Source organism: Nocardia yamanashiensis, assembly GCF_021183565.1.
Classification (GTDB): Bacteria; Actinomycetota; Actinomycetes; order Mycobacteriales; family Mycobacteriaceae; genus Nocardia; species Nocardia yamanashiensis.
The window spans coordinates 6,677,964-6,697,789 of record NZ_CP089226.1; the positions used below are offsets into that span (position 1 = coordinate 6,677,964).

Annotated in this window: 13 protein-coding genes and 1 pseudogene; 3 read left to right on the plus strand and 11 right to left on the minus strand. The window is 66.5% G+C overall.

The window, feature by feature from the left end:
* Nucleotides 1-146: 146 nt before the first annotated feature.
* From LTV02_RS30800 to LTV02_RS30810, 3 genes and pseudogenes are all read right to left on the minus strand, one after another.
* Nucleotides 147-1,427 (minus strand): annotated as a pseudogene (locus LTV02_RS30800) (alpha/beta hydrolase-fold protein); the annotation flags it as partial.
* Nucleotides 1,428-1,648: 221 nt separating this feature from the next.
* Nucleotides 1,649-2,653, minus strand: coding sequence for an alpha/beta hydrolase (locus tag LTV02_RS30805; protein WP_408639433.1), 1,005 nt, complete (start codon nt 2,651-2,653; stop codon nt 1,649-1,651).
* A gap of 342 nt (nt 2,654-2,995) precedes the next feature.
* On the minus strand, nt 2,996-3,985 hold the full coding sequence (locus LTV02_RS30810; protein WP_233035259.1) for an alpha/beta hydrolase: 990 nt from the start codon (nt 3,983-3,985) through the stop codon (nt 2,996-2,998).
* A 270-nt stretch (nt 3,986-4,255) separates the two neighbouring features.
* Here LTV02_RS30810 and LTV02_RS30815 point away from each other — a divergent pair, with 270 nt between their 5' ends.
* The 3 genes from LTV02_RS30815 to LTV02_RS30825 are packed head-to-tail and all read left to right on the plus strand — an operon-like array spanning nt 4,256 to nt 8,892.
* A complete protein-coding gene (locus tag LTV02_RS30815; protein ID WP_233035260.1) occupies nt 4,256-4,948 on the plus strand; it encodes a thioesterase II family protein in 693 nt (230 codons plus the stop codon).
* Nucleotides 4,941-5,765, plus strand: coding sequence for an SDR family oxidoreductase (locus LTV02_RS30820; RefSeq protein ID WP_233035261.1), 825 nt, complete (start codon nt 4,941-4,943; stop codon nt 5,763-5,765). The genes LTV02_RS30815 and LTV02_RS30820 overlap by 8 nt, the downstream gene beginning before the upstream one ends.
* Before the next feature lie 25 nt (nt 5,766-5,790).
* Nucleotides 5,791-8,892: a non-ribosomal peptide synthetase gene (locus LTV02_RS30825; RefSeq protein ID WP_233035262.1), complete on the plus strand. Its 3,102-nt coding sequence runs from the start codon at nt 5,791-5,793 to the stop codon at nt 8,890-8,892.
* Nucleotides 8,893-9,052: 160 nt separating this feature from the next.
* On the opposite strand, the gene LTV02_RS30830 is transcribed toward LTV02_RS30825, so the two are convergent.
* The 8 genes from LTV02_RS30830 to glf all read right to left on the minus strand — a co-directional run bounded on the left by LTV02_RS30830 (nt 9,053) and on the right by glf (nt 19,569).
* Complete coding sequence (locus LTV02_RS30830) at nt 9,053-10,102, minus strand: alpha/beta hydrolase (protein WP_233035263.1); 1,050 nt, start codon at nt 10,100-10,102, stop codon at nt 9,053-9,055.
* Between the two features lie 201 nt (nt 10,103-10,303).
* Nucleotides 10,304-11,380: an alpha/beta hydrolase gene (locus LTV02_RS30835; RefSeq protein ID WP_067718156.1), complete on the minus strand. Its 1,077-nt coding sequence runs from the start codon at nt 11,378-11,380 to the stop codon at nt 10,304-10,306.
* Between the two features lie 234 nt (nt 11,381-11,614).
* Complete coding sequence (locus tag LTV02_RS30840; protein WP_269821572.1) at nt 11,615-12,658, minus strand: alpha/beta hydrolase; 1,044 nt, start codon at nt 12,656-12,658, stop codon at nt 11,615-11,617.
* A 241-nt stretch (nt 12,659-12,899) separates the two neighbouring features.
* Entirely contained in the window at nt 12,900-14,864 is a 1,965-nt protein-coding gene (gene zomB, locus LTV02_RS30845; RefSeq protein ID WP_408639279.1) for a flagellar motor control protein ZomB, read from the minus strand.
* Nucleotide 14,865: 1 nt separating this feature from the next.
* The gene (locus LTV02_RS30850; protein ID WP_233035264.1) at nt 14,866-15,813 is read right to left on the minus strand and encodes a decaprenyl-phosphate phosphoribosyltransferase; all 948 of its coding nucleotides are present in this window, start codon (nt 15,811-15,813) and stop codon (nt 14,866-14,868) included.
* A gap of 26 nt (nt 15,814-15,839) precedes the next feature.
* A complete protein-coding gene (locus LTV02_RS30855; RefSeq protein WP_408639280.1) occupies nt 15,840-16,424 on the minus strand; it encodes a phosphatase PAP2 family protein in 585 nt (194 codons plus the stop codon).
* Complete coding sequence (locus LTV02_RS30860) at nt 16,421-18,376, minus strand: glycosyltransferase (RefSeq protein WP_233035265.1); 1,956 nt, start codon at nt 18,374-18,376, stop codon at nt 16,421-16,423. The genes LTV02_RS30855 and LTV02_RS30860 overlap by 4 nt, the downstream gene beginning before the upstream one ends.
* The gene (gene glf / locus LTV02_RS30865; protein WP_233035266.1) at nt 18,373-19,569 is read right to left on the minus strand and encodes a UDP-galactopyranose mutase; all 1,197 of its coding nucleotides are present in this window, start codon (nt 19,567-19,569) and stop codon (nt 18,373-18,375) included. Before glf ends, LTV02_RS30860 begins: the two co-directional genes overlap by 4 nt.
* Nucleotides 19,570-19,826: the final 257 nt, after the last annotated feature.

The following is a 19,826-nucleotide window of genomic DNA, read 5'->3' on the forward strand; positions in this document are numbered from 1 at the left end:
CCTGAACCGCAGGGAAACGACACCATAGTGACCGGGCGTCACGGGACCCGGTGCACTTTACCGGTGTAGGAGCGATAACTGGCGGGTATCTACGTCCGAATGGCGTGTATTGATGTTCAGCCCAGGTGAATTTCGACGCCGTTGCCGGTGAAGGTGATGCGGCCGTGTTGGAATTTCTGTTCCGCTCCGCCCGAAATAGGAGTTTCGTCGGAAGTCGGAAAGCCCAGTGCCCCAGCCGGTCCCGCCGCGCCCTGGTACGCGCCTGCGATCAAGCCACCCAGCGCGTGCGCACCGGTGGCCGCGGACCACAGCACCCGGCCGCCGCGGAAGTCCTGCGCCACGCCCCCCGCCTGCGGGAACTCCACCGTCAGGCATTCGCCGAGCCAGGACTTCGAAAGCGCCACCGGCAGAATGGCTCCCGCCGCGGCGCACTCCGGTTTGGCCGCCTCGACGCCGAGCGCGGCGGCGGCCTGCGGCCAGGACTGGCGCATCTCGAAATCCCAGTACGGCCAGGAATGAGTACCGGACGGACGGTAATTGACCGAGACCGGAATGCTCAGTTTGTTGAGTTTGGCGACGAATTGCTGGGACGAGAAACGGGACAGCACTTCGAGCGCCATGCCCTCCCAGTTGGTACTCACGCCCGGAATACCCGACGGAATGTCGTGCACGCCGGCCAGCCCGCTCCCGCTGGAGACGTACAGGCTTGCGCCCTTGAGCTTTTCGGCGAGCGCGTACGGATCGTGCGAGGCCCATTCGGCATCGGTGGCCGGGCCCCACATGGCGTCGGAGTCGTAGCCGCCCGCGCCCCGCATCGAGTACTGGACCGCCTGCGGCATACCCAGGGTGGTGAGGGTGAGCAGACCGGAATAGGAGGCGACGAACTTGGCGAAGCCGGGATTGCGGCTGGCGAGCGTCATGGCCGCGGTGCCGCCCATGGACAGGCCCGCCACGCCGCGCACATTGGTGGTGCGCCAGTCCTTGTCCAGCAGCGGCGGTAATTCCTTGGTGAGGAAGGTTTCCCACCGGTAGGTCTTGCCGTTGTTCGGCTTCTTCCAGTCCGTGTAGAAACTGGACATACCGCCGACCGGCAATACGACAGTGATGTTCTTGTCGGCGAAGAACGCCTGCGCGCCCGCGTCCTTGGTCCAGCCGCTCTCGTCGTCGCCGGCACGCAGACCGTCCAGCATGAGCAGTGTGGGAAATCTGCTGTCGGGCTTACTGTTCCAATCCCGGGCCAGCAGCAACTGGACCTGGATCTGCGTACCCATGGCGGGGGAATCCACCCACAGGGCCACCCGTCTGTCGCTCAGCCACACCACTTTTCGAATCGCGGTGCTGCTCGGCGCGGTCGCCGGTCCGGGTTCCGCGGCCGCGGTGGTGCCGCCGACCAGGACCATCGAAGTGACTGCCACGAGCGTCGCCATCCCGGCACGCCCGAGCCTCCCCCATCTAACACATGCCACACGTGTCACATTAGTTTTTGTACTCCGCCACGGCGAATCATGGGGCGCTACAAGGGAACCGGTGGTGAGCAACTCTCACGACCCTCAGGGGCCGCGCCCCCGAACCCCCGGGAAATGGCGGTGAACGAAAAACACCGGCCGCCCCGTTATAGGGCGGCCGGTGTCGAATCACGGAACCGTTATCAGGCTCCGAGCGCGTTCAGGATGTCCGGACGCACCTTGGTGAGTTCCTCGGCCCAGTACTTCCACTTGTGGGTACCGGTGCCCGGGAAATCGAACCGGGCCGGAATGCCGAGCGAGCTCAGGCGCGCCTCGAAGGCACGGGTGTTCACGATCGAGAGGGCTTCCAGGGCGATCGCATTGCCGGTGCCGAAGTCGAAACCGTCGTAGCGACCCGGGATTCCGGTCGACGAGGAGATGAACATGGGCAGGCCCTTGAGCTGCTGCGCGAACACGAAGGGGTCCATGCGCAGCCACTGCGGGCTCCACGGGGCGGCCATCGAGTCCACGTTGTAGCGACCGGCGTCGAGCATGGCGATGCGGATCGCCTCGCGCATACCGGGCGCGGACAGGTTCAGGTAGCCCGAGAACGAGGAGGCGTGCTTGAACTGGTCCCGGTGGTAGGCGGCCAGCGCCAGCGCGGCCGAACCGCCCATGGACAGGCCGGCGACCGCGTTGTTGGTCTTGGAGACGCCGTAGTTGGCCAGGAAGTTGGGAAGTTCCTTGGTGAGGAAGGTTTCCCACTTGTAGGTGTACTTCTGGCCGTTGGTGTTGGAGGCCGAGGCCCAGTCCGTGTAGAAGCTGGACTGACCGCCGACCGGCATCACCACGGTGATGTTGTCCTCGGCGAAGGTGGCGAGGGCATTGCCCTCGTCCGGGTTCGACCAGGCGTTCTTGTCATCACCGGCGCGCATGCCGTCGAGCAGGTACAGCGCGGAGGTGCCGCCGTACTTGGCCCACTGCACCTGCACCTTGATCGGTCCCATGCTGGAGGGGACCATCAGTTCTTCGAAACCACCCGCGGGCGCGCGATGCACCGGGCTGAACACCGGAGCCGCCGACGCGATCGTCGGGGTCGCCACCATTGCGGCGGTCGGGATGGCCAGGGCCGCGGCACCCGCGGCGAAAAGTCGTGTGCGCCAGCCGGTGTTGCCGCGACGCAGTCCTGTCTGGGCCCCCTCCGGCATGGCGGACCTGCCGAAACGCATGGATACTGCTCCTCATCTGCTGCTGTGCATTAAGTTGTTCGTCCACGCGCGTCCGAGCCTGTAGAGGCTGCCTATCCGGACACGCGCGTTCGATACCCGCTGCGAATCCCGACAGTCCGAAGCGAGCTGCGCCACCAATGCGGCACTTGCGCTCGCTGGAGACTATTCGACCCCGTAAGGGGTTGGCAAGGTGCTCCATTCGGATGGCGGAAATCCACCGGTGCGCAAGCAGCCGAAATGGTGGCGTGACCATATCGTGAATCGCGGGCAGGCGCGCGGTAACCGGAAAAACCTTGCAGTGAGGGAAGTTTCACACTCGATTCAACCGAGATTCGCACTCAGGTCGGGAAGCATCTTGAAGACCTGGTCCTGCCAGTACTTCCAGGAGTGCACGCCGTCCGGGGTGTAGTCGAACACCGCATTGCACGGGCCGAGCGACTCCATCCGCGCCTGAAAGGCCCGGGTATTGGCCAGCGCCACCGTCTCCAGCCCGGAGGCATTCGTCAGGTTGTAGGCGTCGATCGGCGTGATCACCACATCCCGGGTGCCCGGTATGCCGTTTCCGGTGGAGACCCACAACCGGGTGCCGTTGTCGCGCAGCCGCGGCGCGAAGACCAAAGGATCATTGCGCAGCCACAATTCGCTCCACGGCGGGCCCCACATGGCGTCGATGTTGTAGCCGCCGGCATCCAGCAGCGCCGCCCGCAATGCCTCGCGCATACCAGGCGCCGAAATATTCAAATAACCGGAATACGATGCGGCATAACGGAACTGATCCGGGTGATAGGCGGCGAGCACCAGCGCCGCCGAACCGCCCATGGACAGGCCGAGTACGCCATTGCCGCGCGGGTTGAATCCCAGCCGGGCCGCCATCGCATTGCGCAGATCCCTGGTCAGGAAGGTTTCCCAGGCGTATGGGACAGTTTGGCCATTGGTATTACTGGGGGCCACCCAATCGGAATAGAAACTGGACTGTCCGCCGATCGGCATCACCACATTGATGTTCCACGCGGGCAGCACCCGGGAGATATCGGTGTCGATCTCCCAGCCGGAGAGGTCGTTTCGGGCGCGCAGGCCGTCCAGCGCGTAGACCACGCGCTGGGTATTGCCGTCGTGGGCGCGGAAGATCCGCGTCTTGATCGGGCCCATGCTGGAATCGACCCAGAAATCGTGGCCCGCCGGATCGAACGAGGCTTGCGCGGGCGCGGCCGCCACGGTAAAAGCCAAGGGGAGCGCCAGTGCGCCCACCCCCACGGCCACCCAGCGCCGCAGCCACCCCGACCACTTTCCGCCTACTCGCGCCGACCGCATCGCTCGCCTTCCGCCGATCATCGTTGACCGCAACCGAAATGCTCAGGACTTCCGCTCTTCTATAGGCGCTCGTCCGGGGCCGGACCGGCAGGCCACGCCGGAGATGCCGAAACGTGACTTGCGTCACGTTTCACGGCGATTCGCTCTCACTATCAAGAGAGATCAGGCTCACTGGTGAGTCACTCTCGGCCGCCCCCATCTGGACCGCCGTCCAGGTGCGAAACATGATTCCCGGCAATCGGACCCGATCGGTGTGGCATCCTCGCGGATATGTCGACCCACCTGCTCGTATGCCTCCCGTTCGCCGGAGCGGGCGCCTCGTTCTATCGCAATGAACAGGCACCCGCAGGGGTCGATCTGTTGCCGATCCAATTGCCCGGCCGCGAGGAGCGTTTCGCCGACGACGCGTATCCCGATCTGGCCGCCGCCGTGGCGGATATCGCCGCGCAGGTGCGGAGCAGCGCCGCGCCCGGGCAGCGCGTCCTGCTGCTCGGTCACAGCTTCGGCGCGATCCTGGCCTTCGAAGTGGCCCGGACCCTCGGCTCGGTCGTCGACCACGTGTACGTGAGCGGCTCGCCGGACCCGTGGAATCCGCGCGCCGAACGCGCGGCCGGACTGACCGACGACGAATTCGTCGCGCAGGTCGAGACTTTCGCCGGCTACACCCATCCCACGCTCGCACATCCGGAGTTGCGGCAGATCATCCTGCCCGCGCTGCGCAGCGACGTGGCCATGCACGAGTCGTATCTGGCCGCACCCGACGCGGTCATCGCGGCGCCCATCACCGCGCTGCGCGGCGCCGACGACGTGCTGGTGGCGGAGGCGGATCTGAACGGCTGGAAGCGGGCGACCACGGGGGAGTTCTCGCTGCGAATGTTTCCCGGGGGGCACATGTATCTGGCCGACGGCTTGACCGAAACCCTGGAGTTCATCGCCGCGGCGGCGCGCGTCTCCCATGGCTGATGCGGAGCATCTGGTCGCACTGGTCACCGGTGCGGCCCGCGGTATCGGACGAGCCTGCGCGCTGCGGCTCGCCGAAGCGAATTGCGCACTGGTACTGACGGATATCGGCCACGACACCCCCGGCGTGCCGTATTCGCTCGGATCGGAAAGCCAGCTCGAGCACACCCGGCAGTTGTGTCTCGATGCCGGCGCGGACGCCGAACTGCTGCTCGGCGACGTCCGCTCCGAAGCCGATGTCGAAGCCATGATGAAGCTGGCGCTGCACCGCTTCGGGCGGCTCGACGCGGTGGTGAACTGCGCGGGCATCGTCGGGCCCTCCGGCAAGGGCGTCGACCAGGTGTCCGAACAGGATTGGGCGACCATGCTCGACATCAACCTGACCGGTCCCTTCCGGATCCTGTCCGCCGCCGCGCGCATCATGAAACCGCAGGGTTCGGGCAGCATCGTGAACATCGCCTCCACCGCGGGGTTGGTGGGCTACCGCCACTTCGCCGGTTATGTCGCGTCCAAACACGGCCTGGTCGGGCTGACCAAGGCCGCCGCGCTGGATCTCGCCCCGCACGGCATCCGGGTGAACGCGGTATGCCCGGGCTCCGTGCACGATTCGGCCGAACTCGAAGGCCGCATGCTGCGCGAGGTCGCCAACGCCCTCGACCTGGACGGCGACACCGAACAACTGTTCCTGCGCGACCAACCTTCGAACGCGCTCGTCGACGCCGCGGATATCGCCGAAACCGTCGCCTGGCTGGCCTCCGGCCGCAGCCGCAGCGTGGTCGGCGCGATCATCACCGTCGACGGCGGCTTCACCTCCCGATGATCGCCCCGCGCAGAGAAGGCCGGCCATGACGAAAACGCACCCCGCCCGCCCGGCCGCCGGGCGCGACGCCACCGCCGTCGGCATCGCGGTGCGCTTGCACACCACGCCCACCGACGAAGAACTGACCGGCCTGGCCGCCACCGGCCTCGGCCTGCAACCCGCGGAAATCGGACTTTGGTGCCGGAGTGTGCCTTTCACCGCCGACTCCACACCCGCCGCCAGACTCTCGCGGCAGCAATTGCGGCATGCCCTCGGCAACGATCAGCACGCCCGGCTGACCTGTACCCGCTACCCCGACGGCACGGCGGACGTCCTACTGCTCGCGACGGCGGACCCGCGACCGGCACTGGCCGAATTCGATCGCCTCGGGGCGCGGCCGCTCCCCGCTCTCTCGGAAATCCCCCGCACCGAACTCACGGAAAACTCTGGCGCGCAGGTCGATATCGCATGGGGCGCCGATCACCGAGGTGACGAGCTGGCCGCCGCGATCGTCGCGACGCTGGCCCGCTTCCTGGACACGTCGACACTCGGCGTGGACCTGCGGACGGCGGAAGCGCTACTCACCTCAGCGAACCGACCAGTCGGCGCTAATGGCGGAACCGGCTACGCGGCCTGCGAAATCGACGGCCGCGGATCGATCAAGGACGTGGTGTCGCGACTGGCGGCCGCCGAAGCACCGGCGGACGAACACGAGTCCAGCCGAACGCTGCGGTCGGTACGCATCACCGACTACACCGGCGCACCGGCGCTGTACCTCCCCGGCGCGGACCCGGCACACGACTTCGAAATCGTCATCCGGCCCGCCGCGACGCCGGACGACGCCCCCGGCCCAGCCAGGAACGCGGACGACATCCGGCGCGACTCGGGCAGGGTGACTGTCGAGCCCACCGTGCGCACAGACCCGGCGACCGCCCGGCTCGGCGCGGGCACGGCGACGTCCCCACGAATCGACACGAGCGCGGATACCGTCCGGTCTCGCGAGAATACGGACGCCATCCAGCACAGCTTGGATCCGTATGTAGTCCAGCACAGCTCGGACTGGGGGGCCGTGCGGCTGTGGGTGCGCGGTCCGGCCGGGGAATCGGCGGAACGGCTGCGGTTGCTGACGCGGGCCTTTGCCCATGTCTACGCCCAGCTGCGGCAAGCCGGGCCAGATCTGGCCGTGCGCGATCTCGAATTCGCGGCCCCTTCCGATCCGGCCGTGCCGCCGCCCGCTGGAGGCGGATACGCCGGCGCCGCCGACGGCATGGATCAACCGGCCGATGCGCGCGCGACTGCCCGACCCGAGGCGGTGGCCCCCGTTGACGGAGTGGACACCCCTCCGCTCCGGCGACTCGCGTCGACCGATACCAGCACTGTCCCTCTGGAATTCGGTGCGTCGGCGGTGGCCGGGCGAGTGGAGCGGCGAGTGGTGGCGCACGCTGCGGCGTGTCCCGACAGCGTTGCGGTGGTACACGGGGGCGATGTCATGTCGTTCCGGGAGCTGGACGAACTGTCCGACACCATCGCCGACGGGCTGCTGGAACTCGGTGTGCGGCCGGGGGATTTCGTGGTGGCGGCGGCGGTGAAGTCGGCGCGGTTGTTCGCGGTGATGGTGGGGATCTGGAAGTGCGGCGCGGCGTATGTGCCGGTGGATACCGAATTTCCGGTCGAGCGGGTGCATTACATCATCGAGGATTCGAAAGCTCGGGTCGCCGTGGTCGAGCCGGGGCTGCTGGAAGCGCTGCCGGACGGTACCGCGGCGGTGTCGATCGCGGAGCTGGTGAGCCGGACGCCTGCCGCACCTGAACTGCCGCAGGGGCTTTCGGGTGAGGCGCCCGCTTATGCCATTTATACGTCGGGAACTACCGGACGGCCCAAGGGGACGGTTATCGCGCATCGCAGTGCGCTCGCTCTGATCGACGCGCTGACCGTGGAGTACGGACTTACACCCGCTGATCGCTGGAGCGTTTTCCATTCCCCGGCCTTCGATTTCTCGGTGTGGGAGATCTGGGGCGCGCTGGCCACCGGCGGCGCGGCGGTGGTCGTGGACAAGGACACGGCTCGTGATCCCGCGAAATTCCATGCGCTGCTGCGCGATTCCGGCGTCACGGTGCTGAATCAAACGCCGTCGGCCTTCGCGCATCTGGTGCATCAGGATGCCAAGGCGCCACTGCTGGAGGCGCTGCGGCTGGTGATCCTGGGCGGTGAAGCCTTGCAGGGCGGGAGTGCGTCGGCGTGGCTGGACCGCTATCCGGAGCGGCGCTGCCGGTTGGTGAACATGTACGGCATCACCGAGACCACCGTGCACGTCACGGTTCAGCCGGTCTCCAAGCAGGTCGCGTTGCGGGCCCCGAGTTCGGTGGGCCGGGACATCCCCGGTTGGCGGACCGCGGTCTTCGGTCCGGATCTGCGGCCGGTCGCGCCCGGCTTCCCGGGCGAGATCTTCGTCGCCGGAGCGGGTTTGGCGCTCTACTACTCCGGCAATCCGGCGCTGACCGCCACCCGGTTCGTGGCGGGCCCGGACGGGCAGCGCTGGTATCGGAGCGGGGATCTGGGCCGGGTGCGCCCGGACGGGACGCTGGAGCATCTGGGTCGCATCGACCACCAGATCAAGATCAACGGCTATCGCATCGAACTGGACGAGATCCGCAACAGCATTCGGCGGCAGCCGGGCGTGCGGGACGCCATCGTGGTGTGTAATGCCAACGGCCGCTTCGCGACTCCGCGCCTGGACGCCTACGTCGTCGGCGATCTCGACCTCGCCGAACTGCGCGGCATGGTGGAGCGCACGCTGCCCGCCTACATGCGCCCGGCGACCTACACGCCGCTGCCCGCCATTCCGCTCACCACCAATGGCAAAGCCGACACCGCGCGACTGCCCGATCCGCTCGCACCGGCCCGCCCGGCCGAATCGATCACCGAAATCATGAAAACATCAACGGCACAATCGATTCTGGCTTCGGCATGGCAGACTGTGCTCGGGGCGGAACCGAAGGCCGAGGACAACTTCTTCCTCTCGGGGGGCAATTCGCTGGCGGCGATCCACCTGAGCACCGAACTGTCCGATGCCGGGCTGCCCATGCAATTGATGCTGCTCTATCGGCACCCGGTGTTCCGGGACCTCGCCACCGCCCTCGACAACTGATTATCGAACGACAGGAAAACCATCATGGTGGAAATCATCGGCGTCCTCTTCAACCTCTTCGGCACCGGCGTGGGCATCATTTCCAACGGTTCCGCCGTCATGAACAACCAGCGCTGACGCGCGAGCCGTACACCGGCCCCGTTGCCGGGGCCGGAGCCGGTCAGCCGATATTCGCGGACAGGTCCGGAATCATCCGGTAGGCCTCGTCCTGCCAGTTCGTCCAGGCGTGCAGGCCGTAGGGCGGGAACGAGTACACCACGTTCTGCGCGCCCAGCGTGCTCATGCGGACCTGGAAGGCCCGGGTATTGGCCAGCGCCAAGGCTTCCAGCGGCGCGCCGCGGATCAGTCGATCGGCGGCCGCGCCGAACGGGATGTCGAGATCCTGCTGCATGGGCAGGCCGCTGCCCGCCGCGATCCACAGGCGGGTGTTGTTGGCGATCAGCGTCGGCGCGAACACGAACGGATCCATCCGCAGCCACTGCGGACCCCACGGCGGGGCCATGGAATCCACGTTGTAACCGCCGGCGTCGATCATGGCCGTGCGAATGGCCTCGCGCATACCCGGCGCGGAGATGTTCAGGTAGCCGGAGAAGGAACCGGCGAAACTGAACTGATCCGGGTGGTAGGCCGAAAGCGTCAGCGCCGCACTGCCGCCCATCGAGAGCCCGAACACGCCGTTGCGATACGGGTTGAAGCCCAGCCGATCCCGCAGCGCCCAGCGCAATTGGTCGGTCAGGAAGGTCTCCCAGTCGTACCGGTAGCTCTTGCCCGGCCCGCCGCCCAGCGCCTCGGTCGCGCCCGACCCGGTATTGGCCGCCGAGGAACCGGCGCCCGCCGGAATGCCGAAGAACGAACTCGGCGAATTCCAGTCGGCGTAGAAACTCGACTCGCCGCCGACCGGCATCACCACATTGATGTTCCAGGAGGTCAGCACCTGGGCGACATTGGTGTCGTTCTCCCAGCCGTTGAGGATCTCGGTGGCGCGCTGGCCGTCCAGGGCGTAGACGACGCGATTGGTATTGCCGTCGGCCGCGCGGAAGACGCGGGTCTTGATCGGCCCCATCACCGGGGAGTCGACCCAGAAGTCGAATCCGGACGGGTCGAAGGCCGCAGCGGCGGGTGGCGCTTGATACGCCGTGATCCCGGTCGGCAATAGCAGCGCCGCTGCCGCTATGCCCAATACCGCGCGTTTGACCCCACTACACCGCATCGACCTAGCCCTCTCGTCTGGAGCTTGGACACCGACCCTGCAGAACTGATCTTCGGTACAGAACGAGTATCGGACGCCCATCTCGGCGTGTTCAGCGTGTCGCCACCCGCGAGTCGGGTTGGAGATGGAAAAGAGGCCCCGCGCTCGAAGCGCGGGGCCTCTTCTACAGAGGTTTCGGAGCGGAGCTCCGGCGGGTTGGGTCTAGCCGATGTTCGCCGACAGATCGGGAACCATCCGGTTGACCTCCGCCTCCCAGTTCTGCCAGTTGTGCACACCGGTCCCCGGGAAGTCGTAGGTCACGTTGTTCGCGCCCAGCGTCGCCATCCGGACCTGGAAGGCACGGGTGTTGGCCAGGGCGAGGGCCTCCAGGGGCACACCCTGGATCACCGACATGACGCCGGTGACGTCGCCCGCGCCGGGCACGCCGCTGGCCGCGGAGATCCACAGGCGGGTGTTGTTGTTCTTGAGGATCGGCGCGAACACGAACGGATCCATGCGCAGCCACTGCTGGCCCCACGGCGGCGCCATCGAGTCGACGTTGTAGCCGCCGGCATCGATCATGGCGATGCGCATGGCCTCACGCATACCGGGCGCGGAGATGTTCAGGTAGCCGGAGAACGAACCCGCGTAGCTGAACTGATCCGGGTGGTAGGCGGCCAGGGTCAGCGCGCCGGAACCACCCATGGACAGGCCGAACACGCCGTTGCGGTTCGGGTTGAAGCCGAGGCGGTCGCGCAGCGCGTTGCGCAGGTCCTGGGTGATGAAGGTTTCCCAGGTGTAGCGGTAGGACTTGCCCGGGCCGCCGTCGAACATCTGCAGCGCGCCCGAACCGGACGAGGAGCCGGTGCCCGACCCCGAGGCCGAACCCGAGGAGGAGCCGGCGGGCAGGTTCAGCAGCGCCGAGGGCGCGTTCCAGTCCGCGTAGAACGAGGACATGCCGCCGATGGGCATGACGACATTGATGTTCCAGCTGGTCAGCAGCTGCGCGACATTGGTGTCGATTTCCCAGCCGTTGAGGTTCTGGCCGGCGCGCATGCCGTCGAGGGCATAGACGACGCGAGAGGTATTGCCATCGGCCGCGCGGAAGATTCGCGATTTGACCGGGCCCATGGACGCGGAGTCCACGTAGAAGTCGAATCCTGATGGGTTGAAGGCCGCGTGTGCGGCTCCGGCTCCTGCCACCGACACCCCGAACGGCAGCATTGTCGCCAAAGCGACACCCAGCACCGATCTCTTGAGCCAACCGCTGCGGGATCTCAGACGTCTCTCGCCTCGCATGTTCTGTCCGGCCTTTCCTGTCGTTCTCTCACGCTGTTCCGGTCGTGTGCTCGTGACCACGGGCCGGAGGTCTCGGGGAGCCTATCGTGTGATGGCTAACGGGGCGTTATCAGATCGAGACAATAGTGACCCGCGCCACTCCGGTTCGGAAAAGTGGCGCAGACCTGCGGCTGGATACAAACCGAGGGACAAATCCCGCTTGTCGAATCTCGTCGAATCCATAGCGCCGGGGCATCAGCCGATGTGCGCGGAGAGGTCGGGGAGCATCTTGTAGAGCTGCGCTTCCCAGTTCTTCCAGTTGTGCACACCGAGCGCCGGATAGTCGTAGGTGACGTTCGAACCGCCCAGACTGGCGTAGCGGGACTGGAACGCCTTGGTGCCCATCAGGGATACGGCCTCGATGCCCATGCCCTGCAGGGTGGACATATTGAGCGCGTCGCTGGAGGTCGGCAGGCCGCTGCCCGCGGAGATCCACATGCGAGTTCCATTGGCCTTCAACTTGGGTGCGAAGGTGTAGGCGTCCAGGTGCTGCCACTGGGAGGTGGTCTTGGCCATCGACTCGACATTGAACCCGCCCGCGTCGAGCAGGGCGACGCGGACCGCATTGCGCATGATCGAGTCGGAGAGGTTCAGCGCGCCGGAAAACGAACCGGCATAGCTGAACTGGCCCGGGTAGAAGGCGGCCAGCATGAGCGCGGACGAGCCGCTCATGGACAGGCCGAAGACGCCGTTGCGAGTCGTGCTGAAGCCCAGGCGATCCCGCAGACCGGCGGGAAGTTCCTTGCTGAGGAAGGTCTCCCACTTGTAGGCGTAGGACTTGCCGGGGCCGCCGGCCAGGATCTGCGAGGAACCCGAATTGGTCCGGCCCGCATCGGTTCCGGCGGAGCTGCCCAGGAAGGTGCTGGCCGCCGCCCAGTCGGCGTAGAAGCTGGCCTGGCCGCCGACCGGCATGACCACATTGATGTTCTGTTTGACGAGTTCGCGCGAGACCTCGGTCTCGATCTCCCAGCCGTTCAGGTCGTCGCGGGCGCGCATACCGTCGAGCGCGTAGACCACGCGGTTCGTATTGCCGTCCGCCGCACGGAAGACGCGGGTCTTGATCGGTCCCATGGTCGCGGAATCGACATAGAAGTCGAAGCCGTCGGTATTCAGCGCCGCGCGCGCGGTGGCCGGGAAGGCCAGCGCTCCGGCCAGCAGCGCCGTGCCCGCGAGCGATCCTTTGAGCAGTCCGCGCCTCGTGATCGCGCGTGCGCCGATCGACTGTCCCCCACCATTCACAGCTGCGCCCCGCATCCTTCATCGGCCTTTCGTCTGTTGCGACAACCTTTGCGGCACAAGATCACTCGAGCCGTCAAGAGGTGTGTCCGCGAATGGTATCGCGGAAGATATGCCTTGGCGTTACCGAATCGAGACAGGAGCAGGAAAGCTGCGGGACAAACCGTGACAAACCTGTCAAACGTCCTTACGAACAAGGCAACCCCGCACCCGAGGGTGCGGGGTTGCCAATGTTCTACCCGATCTAGTTGCCCGGCAGGGTGGGATCCACCAATTGGCAACGCTCGATCTCGTATTTCGGCACCCGGTCGATGCGGTACTTGGCGAAGTCCAGGGATTGCTGGACATTGTGCCGCCAGCGATCGAAGGTCAGTGGCGCCCGGGTGGAGGCCAGCAGATCCTGGGTCGCGGGGCAGGACAGGGCGACTCGCGCCTGCGCCGTCCACCGGTCGTCCAGGTACCAGGGCATCCACGGATGCTTGTCCACCATGCCCGCGTCCACGACCACCCAGTCCGGGTACAGGTTCTTGTCGTGCCCGATGCGGCCGTCGGTGAGCCGTTCGGTATGCGCCGCAAGCGGATACGCCAGGCCCATCTGGTCGATGACGCGCACGTCCAGCGGCACGTTCATCGAGGTCATGCCCAGGTTCAGGAAGAACACCGTATGTCCCGCACCGCCATCGGGAATGGGCTGCGGCGGCGGCGCGACGTACCAGAACATGAACGACGGCGAATTGAGCAGCAGTCCGCCGTCCGGGGTTTCGGCGATGTTCTTGACCATGGCCCGCATGCGCGGATAGTCCAGGTAGTCCTCGGCGCGAATCGGGTGATCGTGACCGGTGTTCAGCACGTAGTACACGCGCTCGTCCACGATGCCCGTCGAGCTGATCTTGGTCCCGGTCTTGATGGCCGTGGTGTTGGCCGCGAAAAGCGCCCATCCGGCGGTGCCCAGGAAGGCCGCCAGCACCACCGCGAAAACCCAGTCCGGCTTGCGGTTCTCGGGCAGCCGCAGCGGAATCACCGCGACCGGGAGGATCAGGCAGAACAGCTGCGGCAACAGCATGCGGCCGTGCATGAAGTCGCCGCCGACGCGGATCTCGTAGACGGTGAGCAGCAGACCGCTGCCGACCATCAGCGCCACCACGGCGGTGGGCGTGCGCAGCCAGAGGCTGAAACGGTGAATCCGGGTGCGCAGGTCCGGCTTTCCGCCGTCCGCGGTCCCGGCCGTGCCCAGCGCGTGCCGGCCGCCGCGCGGTGTCGAGCGCCGGGTCCAAGCCAGCGCGCCCGCGGTCACCGTGAGCAGCGCCAGCGGCACCAGCAGCCAGTACGGGCCGACCAGGTTCCAGAAATAGACCAGGCCCTGCGACCATTTGGCCCCGCCCGCGTCCTTGGCGACCGCGGTGTTCGGGTAGGGCAGGCCGTAGTAGCCCATCCGCCAGATCTGGTAGGCCACCGGCAGGATGCCCGCGACCGCCACGATCAGCGCGCGGAACACCCAGGGCCGCAACCGGGTCTCGGGCACCGGCGCCAGGAAGATCATCATCAGCGCCAGCGCGCCCACGAGGGTCATCTCCGGCCGGATCAGCGGCGACAGGCCGGCCCAGAAGACCAGCGCGAAAAAGCCTGGCAGGCGCACCTTCTCGGCCTGCGACCAGCGCACCAGCGCCCACCACAACACCGCCAGCCAGAAGATGACCAGGCTCGATTCCAGCCCGGAGCTGGCGTAGTCACGCGAAGGCGGCAGCGCGATGTAGACGAGCACGCCCGCGGGCAGCAGGAACTGCGAGGACGAACCGCCCCACAGCCGCGCGGAACCCACCATGGCGAACACGACCGCCAGCACCGACAGCGTGAGCGCGATGCCGAGCACCACGTACTCGAGCCGGATCTGGGTGAGCCAGCTGAAGAACCAGACGATGTAGGTCCAGGCGGTGCTGGTGTTCGCCTCGACGCGCTCCCCCGCATTGAAGACGGGACCGTTGCCCGCCAGCAGGTTTCGCACCGTGCGCAGCACGATGAGACCGTCGTCGGCGATCCAGCGGCGCTGCCAGCCACCGGCCGCGAAAAGGACCGCTGTCAGCGCGATCCCACCGACGAAGGTAGCGCGGGATAGTCGAGACAGCCGTGCGTCGTTCGCACGGCGACGGGCGCGACCGACCGGCAACTGTGCCGTCGGCGCGCCCTCTACTCGCTCTTCTCCCTCTACCACGTCAGGTGAGATAGACAGCGACACCTACCGCTCCGATCCAGGCGATTGCGAGGAACTGGAGGATCCGGTCCCCCAGGGCGATCTCTTCCGGTTCACCGGCTTCGCCGCCATCGACATCGACGGCGTACCGGAGGATGGCGATGGTGAACGGGATCATCGACACCGCGAACCAGGTGTTGTTGGCGTGATCCGGTTCGAACGCCCACAGACCGTAGAACACCACCACGGCGGTGGCCGACAGGGTCCACACGAACCGCAGGTAGGTCGGCGTGTAGTACTCCAGCGACTTACGGATCTTGGCGCCGGTGTCGAGCGCGATCTTCAACTCGGCGTAGCGCTTTCCGGCCGCCATGAACAGCGAGCCGAACGCCATGATCAGCAGGAACCACTTGGACAGCTTGATGTCGGCGGCCGCGCCACCGGCGACCGCGCGCAGCAGGAAGCCCGAGGACACGATGGCGATATCGAGCACGGCCTGATGCTTGAGGCCGAAGCAGTAGGCCAGCTGGATGGCGATGTACACGGCCATCACCACGGCCAGATGCCAGCTCGCGGTGAAGGACAACAGGATCGAGCCCGCGAGCAGGACGAACGACAGCCCGTAGGCCAGGTTCACCGGCACCACGCCGGCCGCGATGGGCCGGAAGCGCTTGGTCGGATGCGCCCGGTCGGCCTCCACGTCGAGGGCGTCGTTGACCAGGTAGATACCGGACGCGGCCAGGCAGAACACCAGGAACGCGATGGCCACGTGCCCGATGACGGTCCAGTTCGCGATGATGAAATCGCCGGTGGCGAGGTTCTTGCCGGCCACCATGGGCGCGGCCAGCACCAGCACGTTCTTGACCCACTGCCGCGGCCGCATGGCCTTGACGAGACCACCGGCGAGCGTCTTCGGCGGTCCCTTGATGACCGCCTCGTCTAGGTCGGTGCTGGTCGGCTCTTCGCTCATGTCAACAAGGGCTCTTTCCTGGGCGGTCAATTCGCGAGTCTCTTTTCGGCGGCAAGCACAGCGGCGGCTGATGCGGCACCCAGCGCCGAGCCGGCGAGCACGTCGGAGGGGTAGTGCACTCCGAGGACGAGCCGGGAGAGCAGCATCGGCGGGACGAGCACCGCAGGCAAGGGTAGCCCGGTGAGCCTGCCGAGCAACACAGCCGCCGCCGTGGTGGAGGTGGCGTGCGAGGACGGGAAGCTGAGCTTCGACGGCGTCGACACGTTGACCTGCACCGACGGGTGATGCGGGCGCTTGCGGCGGACGATCCGCTTGATCACCACGGACGCGGCGTGCGCGCCGAACGCGCCGACGGCGACCCCGGCCCACTCGCGGCGGCGCGGCTTGTCGACGAGCGCGCCGACCGCGGCGATGCCGATCCAGCCGAGCGAATGCTCACCGAAATGCGACATCCCGCGCGCGACCTTGATCGCCCCGGGCTGCTGCCCGATGGTGCCCTGCACCAGATTGAGGATCTTGACCTCGCCGGTCGCGGGCGGCACTGTCTCCGGAGTCTCCGGGACGACGTGCAGCCCGCGGTCCGCGTTCGTCGCGGACTCTGCAGCGGTCATTTGCGCTCTTCTCCTGAAGTGGATTCGGTCGAGTCGATTCCGAAGACGTTCTCCCACGCCGACTTGCTCGTGAGATGCGCGTGCGCGCGACGATACTGCTCGCGCACTTCGGGGAAACGCTCGGCCAGCTCCCGGCGCAGGCGCATGGCTTCCTTGAACAGCTCGGCGGCCTTGCGCGGATCGCGCTTGCGGTAGACCACGCCCCGGCCGTCGGCGGTGGTGACGGTGACGCCGTCCACCTGCGACAGCAGGAACCAGCGGGCGTCCAGGGTGGGGACGTTCAGCTGCGGGGTCTCGTGGTGCGCGGGATCGGCCTTGCGGAAGTTGTGCAGCACGCCCTTGCCCAGGCGCACCACCTTGGCGAGCGGATTGCCCGGTTCACCGACCGCGCCGACCGCGGCCCGGGAGGCCATGGGCAGTTCGGTGGAGGACGGGACGACCACGGCGTCCGGGTACTCCTTGCGCATGGCGTGGATCTTGCCGAGCGCGGTGGGGAGCAGGCCGAACAGCTGGTCCGGGCCGGCCAGGTAGTCGCGGATGGCCTCGTTCTGGATGGCCACCGTCGAATATTCCAGGCACAGCAGGTGTTTCAGCGTGGCCTTGACGGTGTTGACGACCATGGGGCGGCCGTCGTTGGGCAGGTGCAGCGAGGCGACGACCAGGCGGTTGCGCAGGTGGAAGTACGCCTGCCAGTCGATGGCGTCGTCCTTGTCGCTCCACGCCATGTGCCAGACGGCCGCGCCGGGGAGGGTGACAGTCGGATAGCCGGCGGCGCGGGCGCGCAGGCCGTATTCGGCATCGTCCCACTTGAGGAACAGCGGCAGCGGCTGACCGATCTCCTCGGCCACCTGACGCGGGATGACGCAGGTCCACCAGCCGTTGAAATCGACGTCGATGCGCCGGTGCAGCAGCTTGGAGTTGTCGCGGTCGCGCAGCGGGTTCTTGGCGAAATCGTGGTCGTATTCGACGTTCGGGGCCGCGGTCCACATGAAGATGGAGCGGTCCACCACCTCACCCATGACGTGCAGGTGCGAACGTTCCTGCAGGTTGAGCATCTGGCCGCCGGTCAGGATGGGCGACTTGGCGAAACGCGAGAAGGCCAGCGCGCGCAGGATGCAGTCCGGCTCGATCTCGATGTCGTCGTCCATGTAGACGATGAACTCGGCGTCGGTGGTCTTGAGCGCCTCGTACATGACGCGGCTGTAGCCACCGGAGCCGCCCAGGTTGGGCTGGTTGTGGATGGCGAGCCGGTCACCCAGCGGCACAACGGCTTCGGCGAAGCCCGGTTCGTCCACGACCTTCTTGGTGCCCTGGTCGGGGATGATGACGGCCTTGATCTTCTCCAGCACCAGCGGGTCAGAGCCCAGCGCCGCAAGGGTTTTCACCGCGTCGGTCGGGCGGTTGAAGGTCGGCATGCCGACGGCGATGCTGCCCTCACCCGGGGCCTCGATCGGCGCGTACCAACCGCCGCTGCGCATTTCGACGTGCGAGTCGGTGGTGATGTCGAACCAGATCCAGCCACCATCCTCGAACGGGCCCAGATCCACCTCGAATTCGATGAACGCCGCGGCCGCCGCGCCATCGCCCGGGGTGGTGAATTCGTTGCCCTGCACGTGGATTCGCGATCCATCAGCCTTGGACCGGTAGACATCCACCCGCCCGTGCCCGGACAGTTCCAGCCGCAGCACGACCGACTTCAGCACGCTCCAGCGCCGCCAGTAGCTGGCCGGGACCGCGTTGAAGTAAGTACAGAACGACACTTCGGATTCGGCGCCGATGGCCAGCGCGGTGCGCGTGATGGCGTGCGCGCGCCGGGCATTGGTCTCGGATTCCTCCAGGTACAGCTTCCGCACGTCCAGCGGTTCGCCCGGCCGGGGCAGGATGATCCGCTGGAGCAGGGACTTGGCGCGGCTGTCGGTGCTCATGGCTTCCAGCTCGAGTTGGGCGGTCATTCGGCGGTGTCCACCAGCGCTGCTCCGGTTTCCAGGTGCGGGCGCAGCACATTGTCGAACATGCTCAGCGCCGCGCCGATCGCCATATGCATGTCCAGGTACTGGTAGGTGCCCAGGCGGCCGCCGAAAAGCACCTTGGCGGAGGCGGTTTCGGCCTTGGCGCGCTCGCGGTAGGCGAGCACCTTGGCCCGGTCCTCGGGGGTGTTGATCGGGTAGTACGGCTCGTCGCCGGTCTGCGCGAAACGCGAGAATTCGCGCTGGATGACCGTCTTGTCCTTGGGGTAATCGCGTTCCGGGTGGAAGTGCCGCGATTCGATGATGCGGGTGTAGGGCACATCCGCGTCGTTGTAGTTCATCACCGAAGTGCCCTGGAAGTCACCGGTGTTCAAGACCTCGGTCTCGAAATCGATGGTGCGCCAGCCGAGTTCGCCTTCGGCGTAGTCGAAGTAGCGGTCCAGCGGGCCGGTGTAGACGATCGGCGCGTCCGGGTTCTGGGCGCGAATCTCCTCGCGCACCTCGAACCAATCGGTATTCAGCCGGACTTCGATGTTCTCGTGCTCGGCCATCTTGGTCAGCCACGCGGTGTAGCCGTTCTTGGGCAGGCCTTCGTAGCTGTCGTTGAAGTAGCGATTGTCGAAGTTGTAGCGGACCGGGAGCCGGGAAATGATGCTCGACGGCAGTTCCTTCGGATCGGTCTGCCACTGCTTGGCGGTGTAATCGCGGACGAACGCCTCGTAGAGCGGGCGGCCGATCAGCGAGACGGCCTTCTCCTCGAGGTTGGTGACGTCCTTGGAGTCGACCTCGGCGGACTGGTCGGCAATGAGTGCTTTGGCCTCGTCCGGGGTGAAATACCGGCCGAAGAATTGCGAGATGAGGCCCAGGCCCATGGGGAACTGGTACGCCTGGCCCTTGTGCATGGCGAAGACGCGATGCTGGTAGCCGGTGAATTCGGTGAACTGGTTCACGTAATCCCACACCCGCTTGTTCGAGGTGTGGAACAGGTGCGCCCCGTATTTGTGGACTTCGATACCCGTTTCGGGTTCCGCCTCCGAATACGCGTTGCCGCCGAGGTGGTAGCGGCGATCAATCACCAGCACGCGCTTACCGAGCTGGCTGGCAGTGCGTTCCGCGACGGTCAGTCCGAAGAAACCGGAGCCGACAACAATGAGATCGAAGGGGGATGCGACGGTCACGGCTGCCCAGACTACCGGCATCTCCGTTCGGCGCGCGTGGGCTCCGGGTGCTGCGGATTTCGGAGGATACGGCGGGACCGGGAGTTCGTCATCTCGCTCACCGGGACGGGCTCCAGAAATTTTGCTCAGAGTTCACCAAAGTGCTGACGGACACGTCATGAGAGCTGTATTACATAGCTGCGAACTGATCGTCCGACCAGTTTCTTACGCCGTGTTGCAGTTGCCCGCCCGCAGCCGACGCTCGACCCGGAAGACCT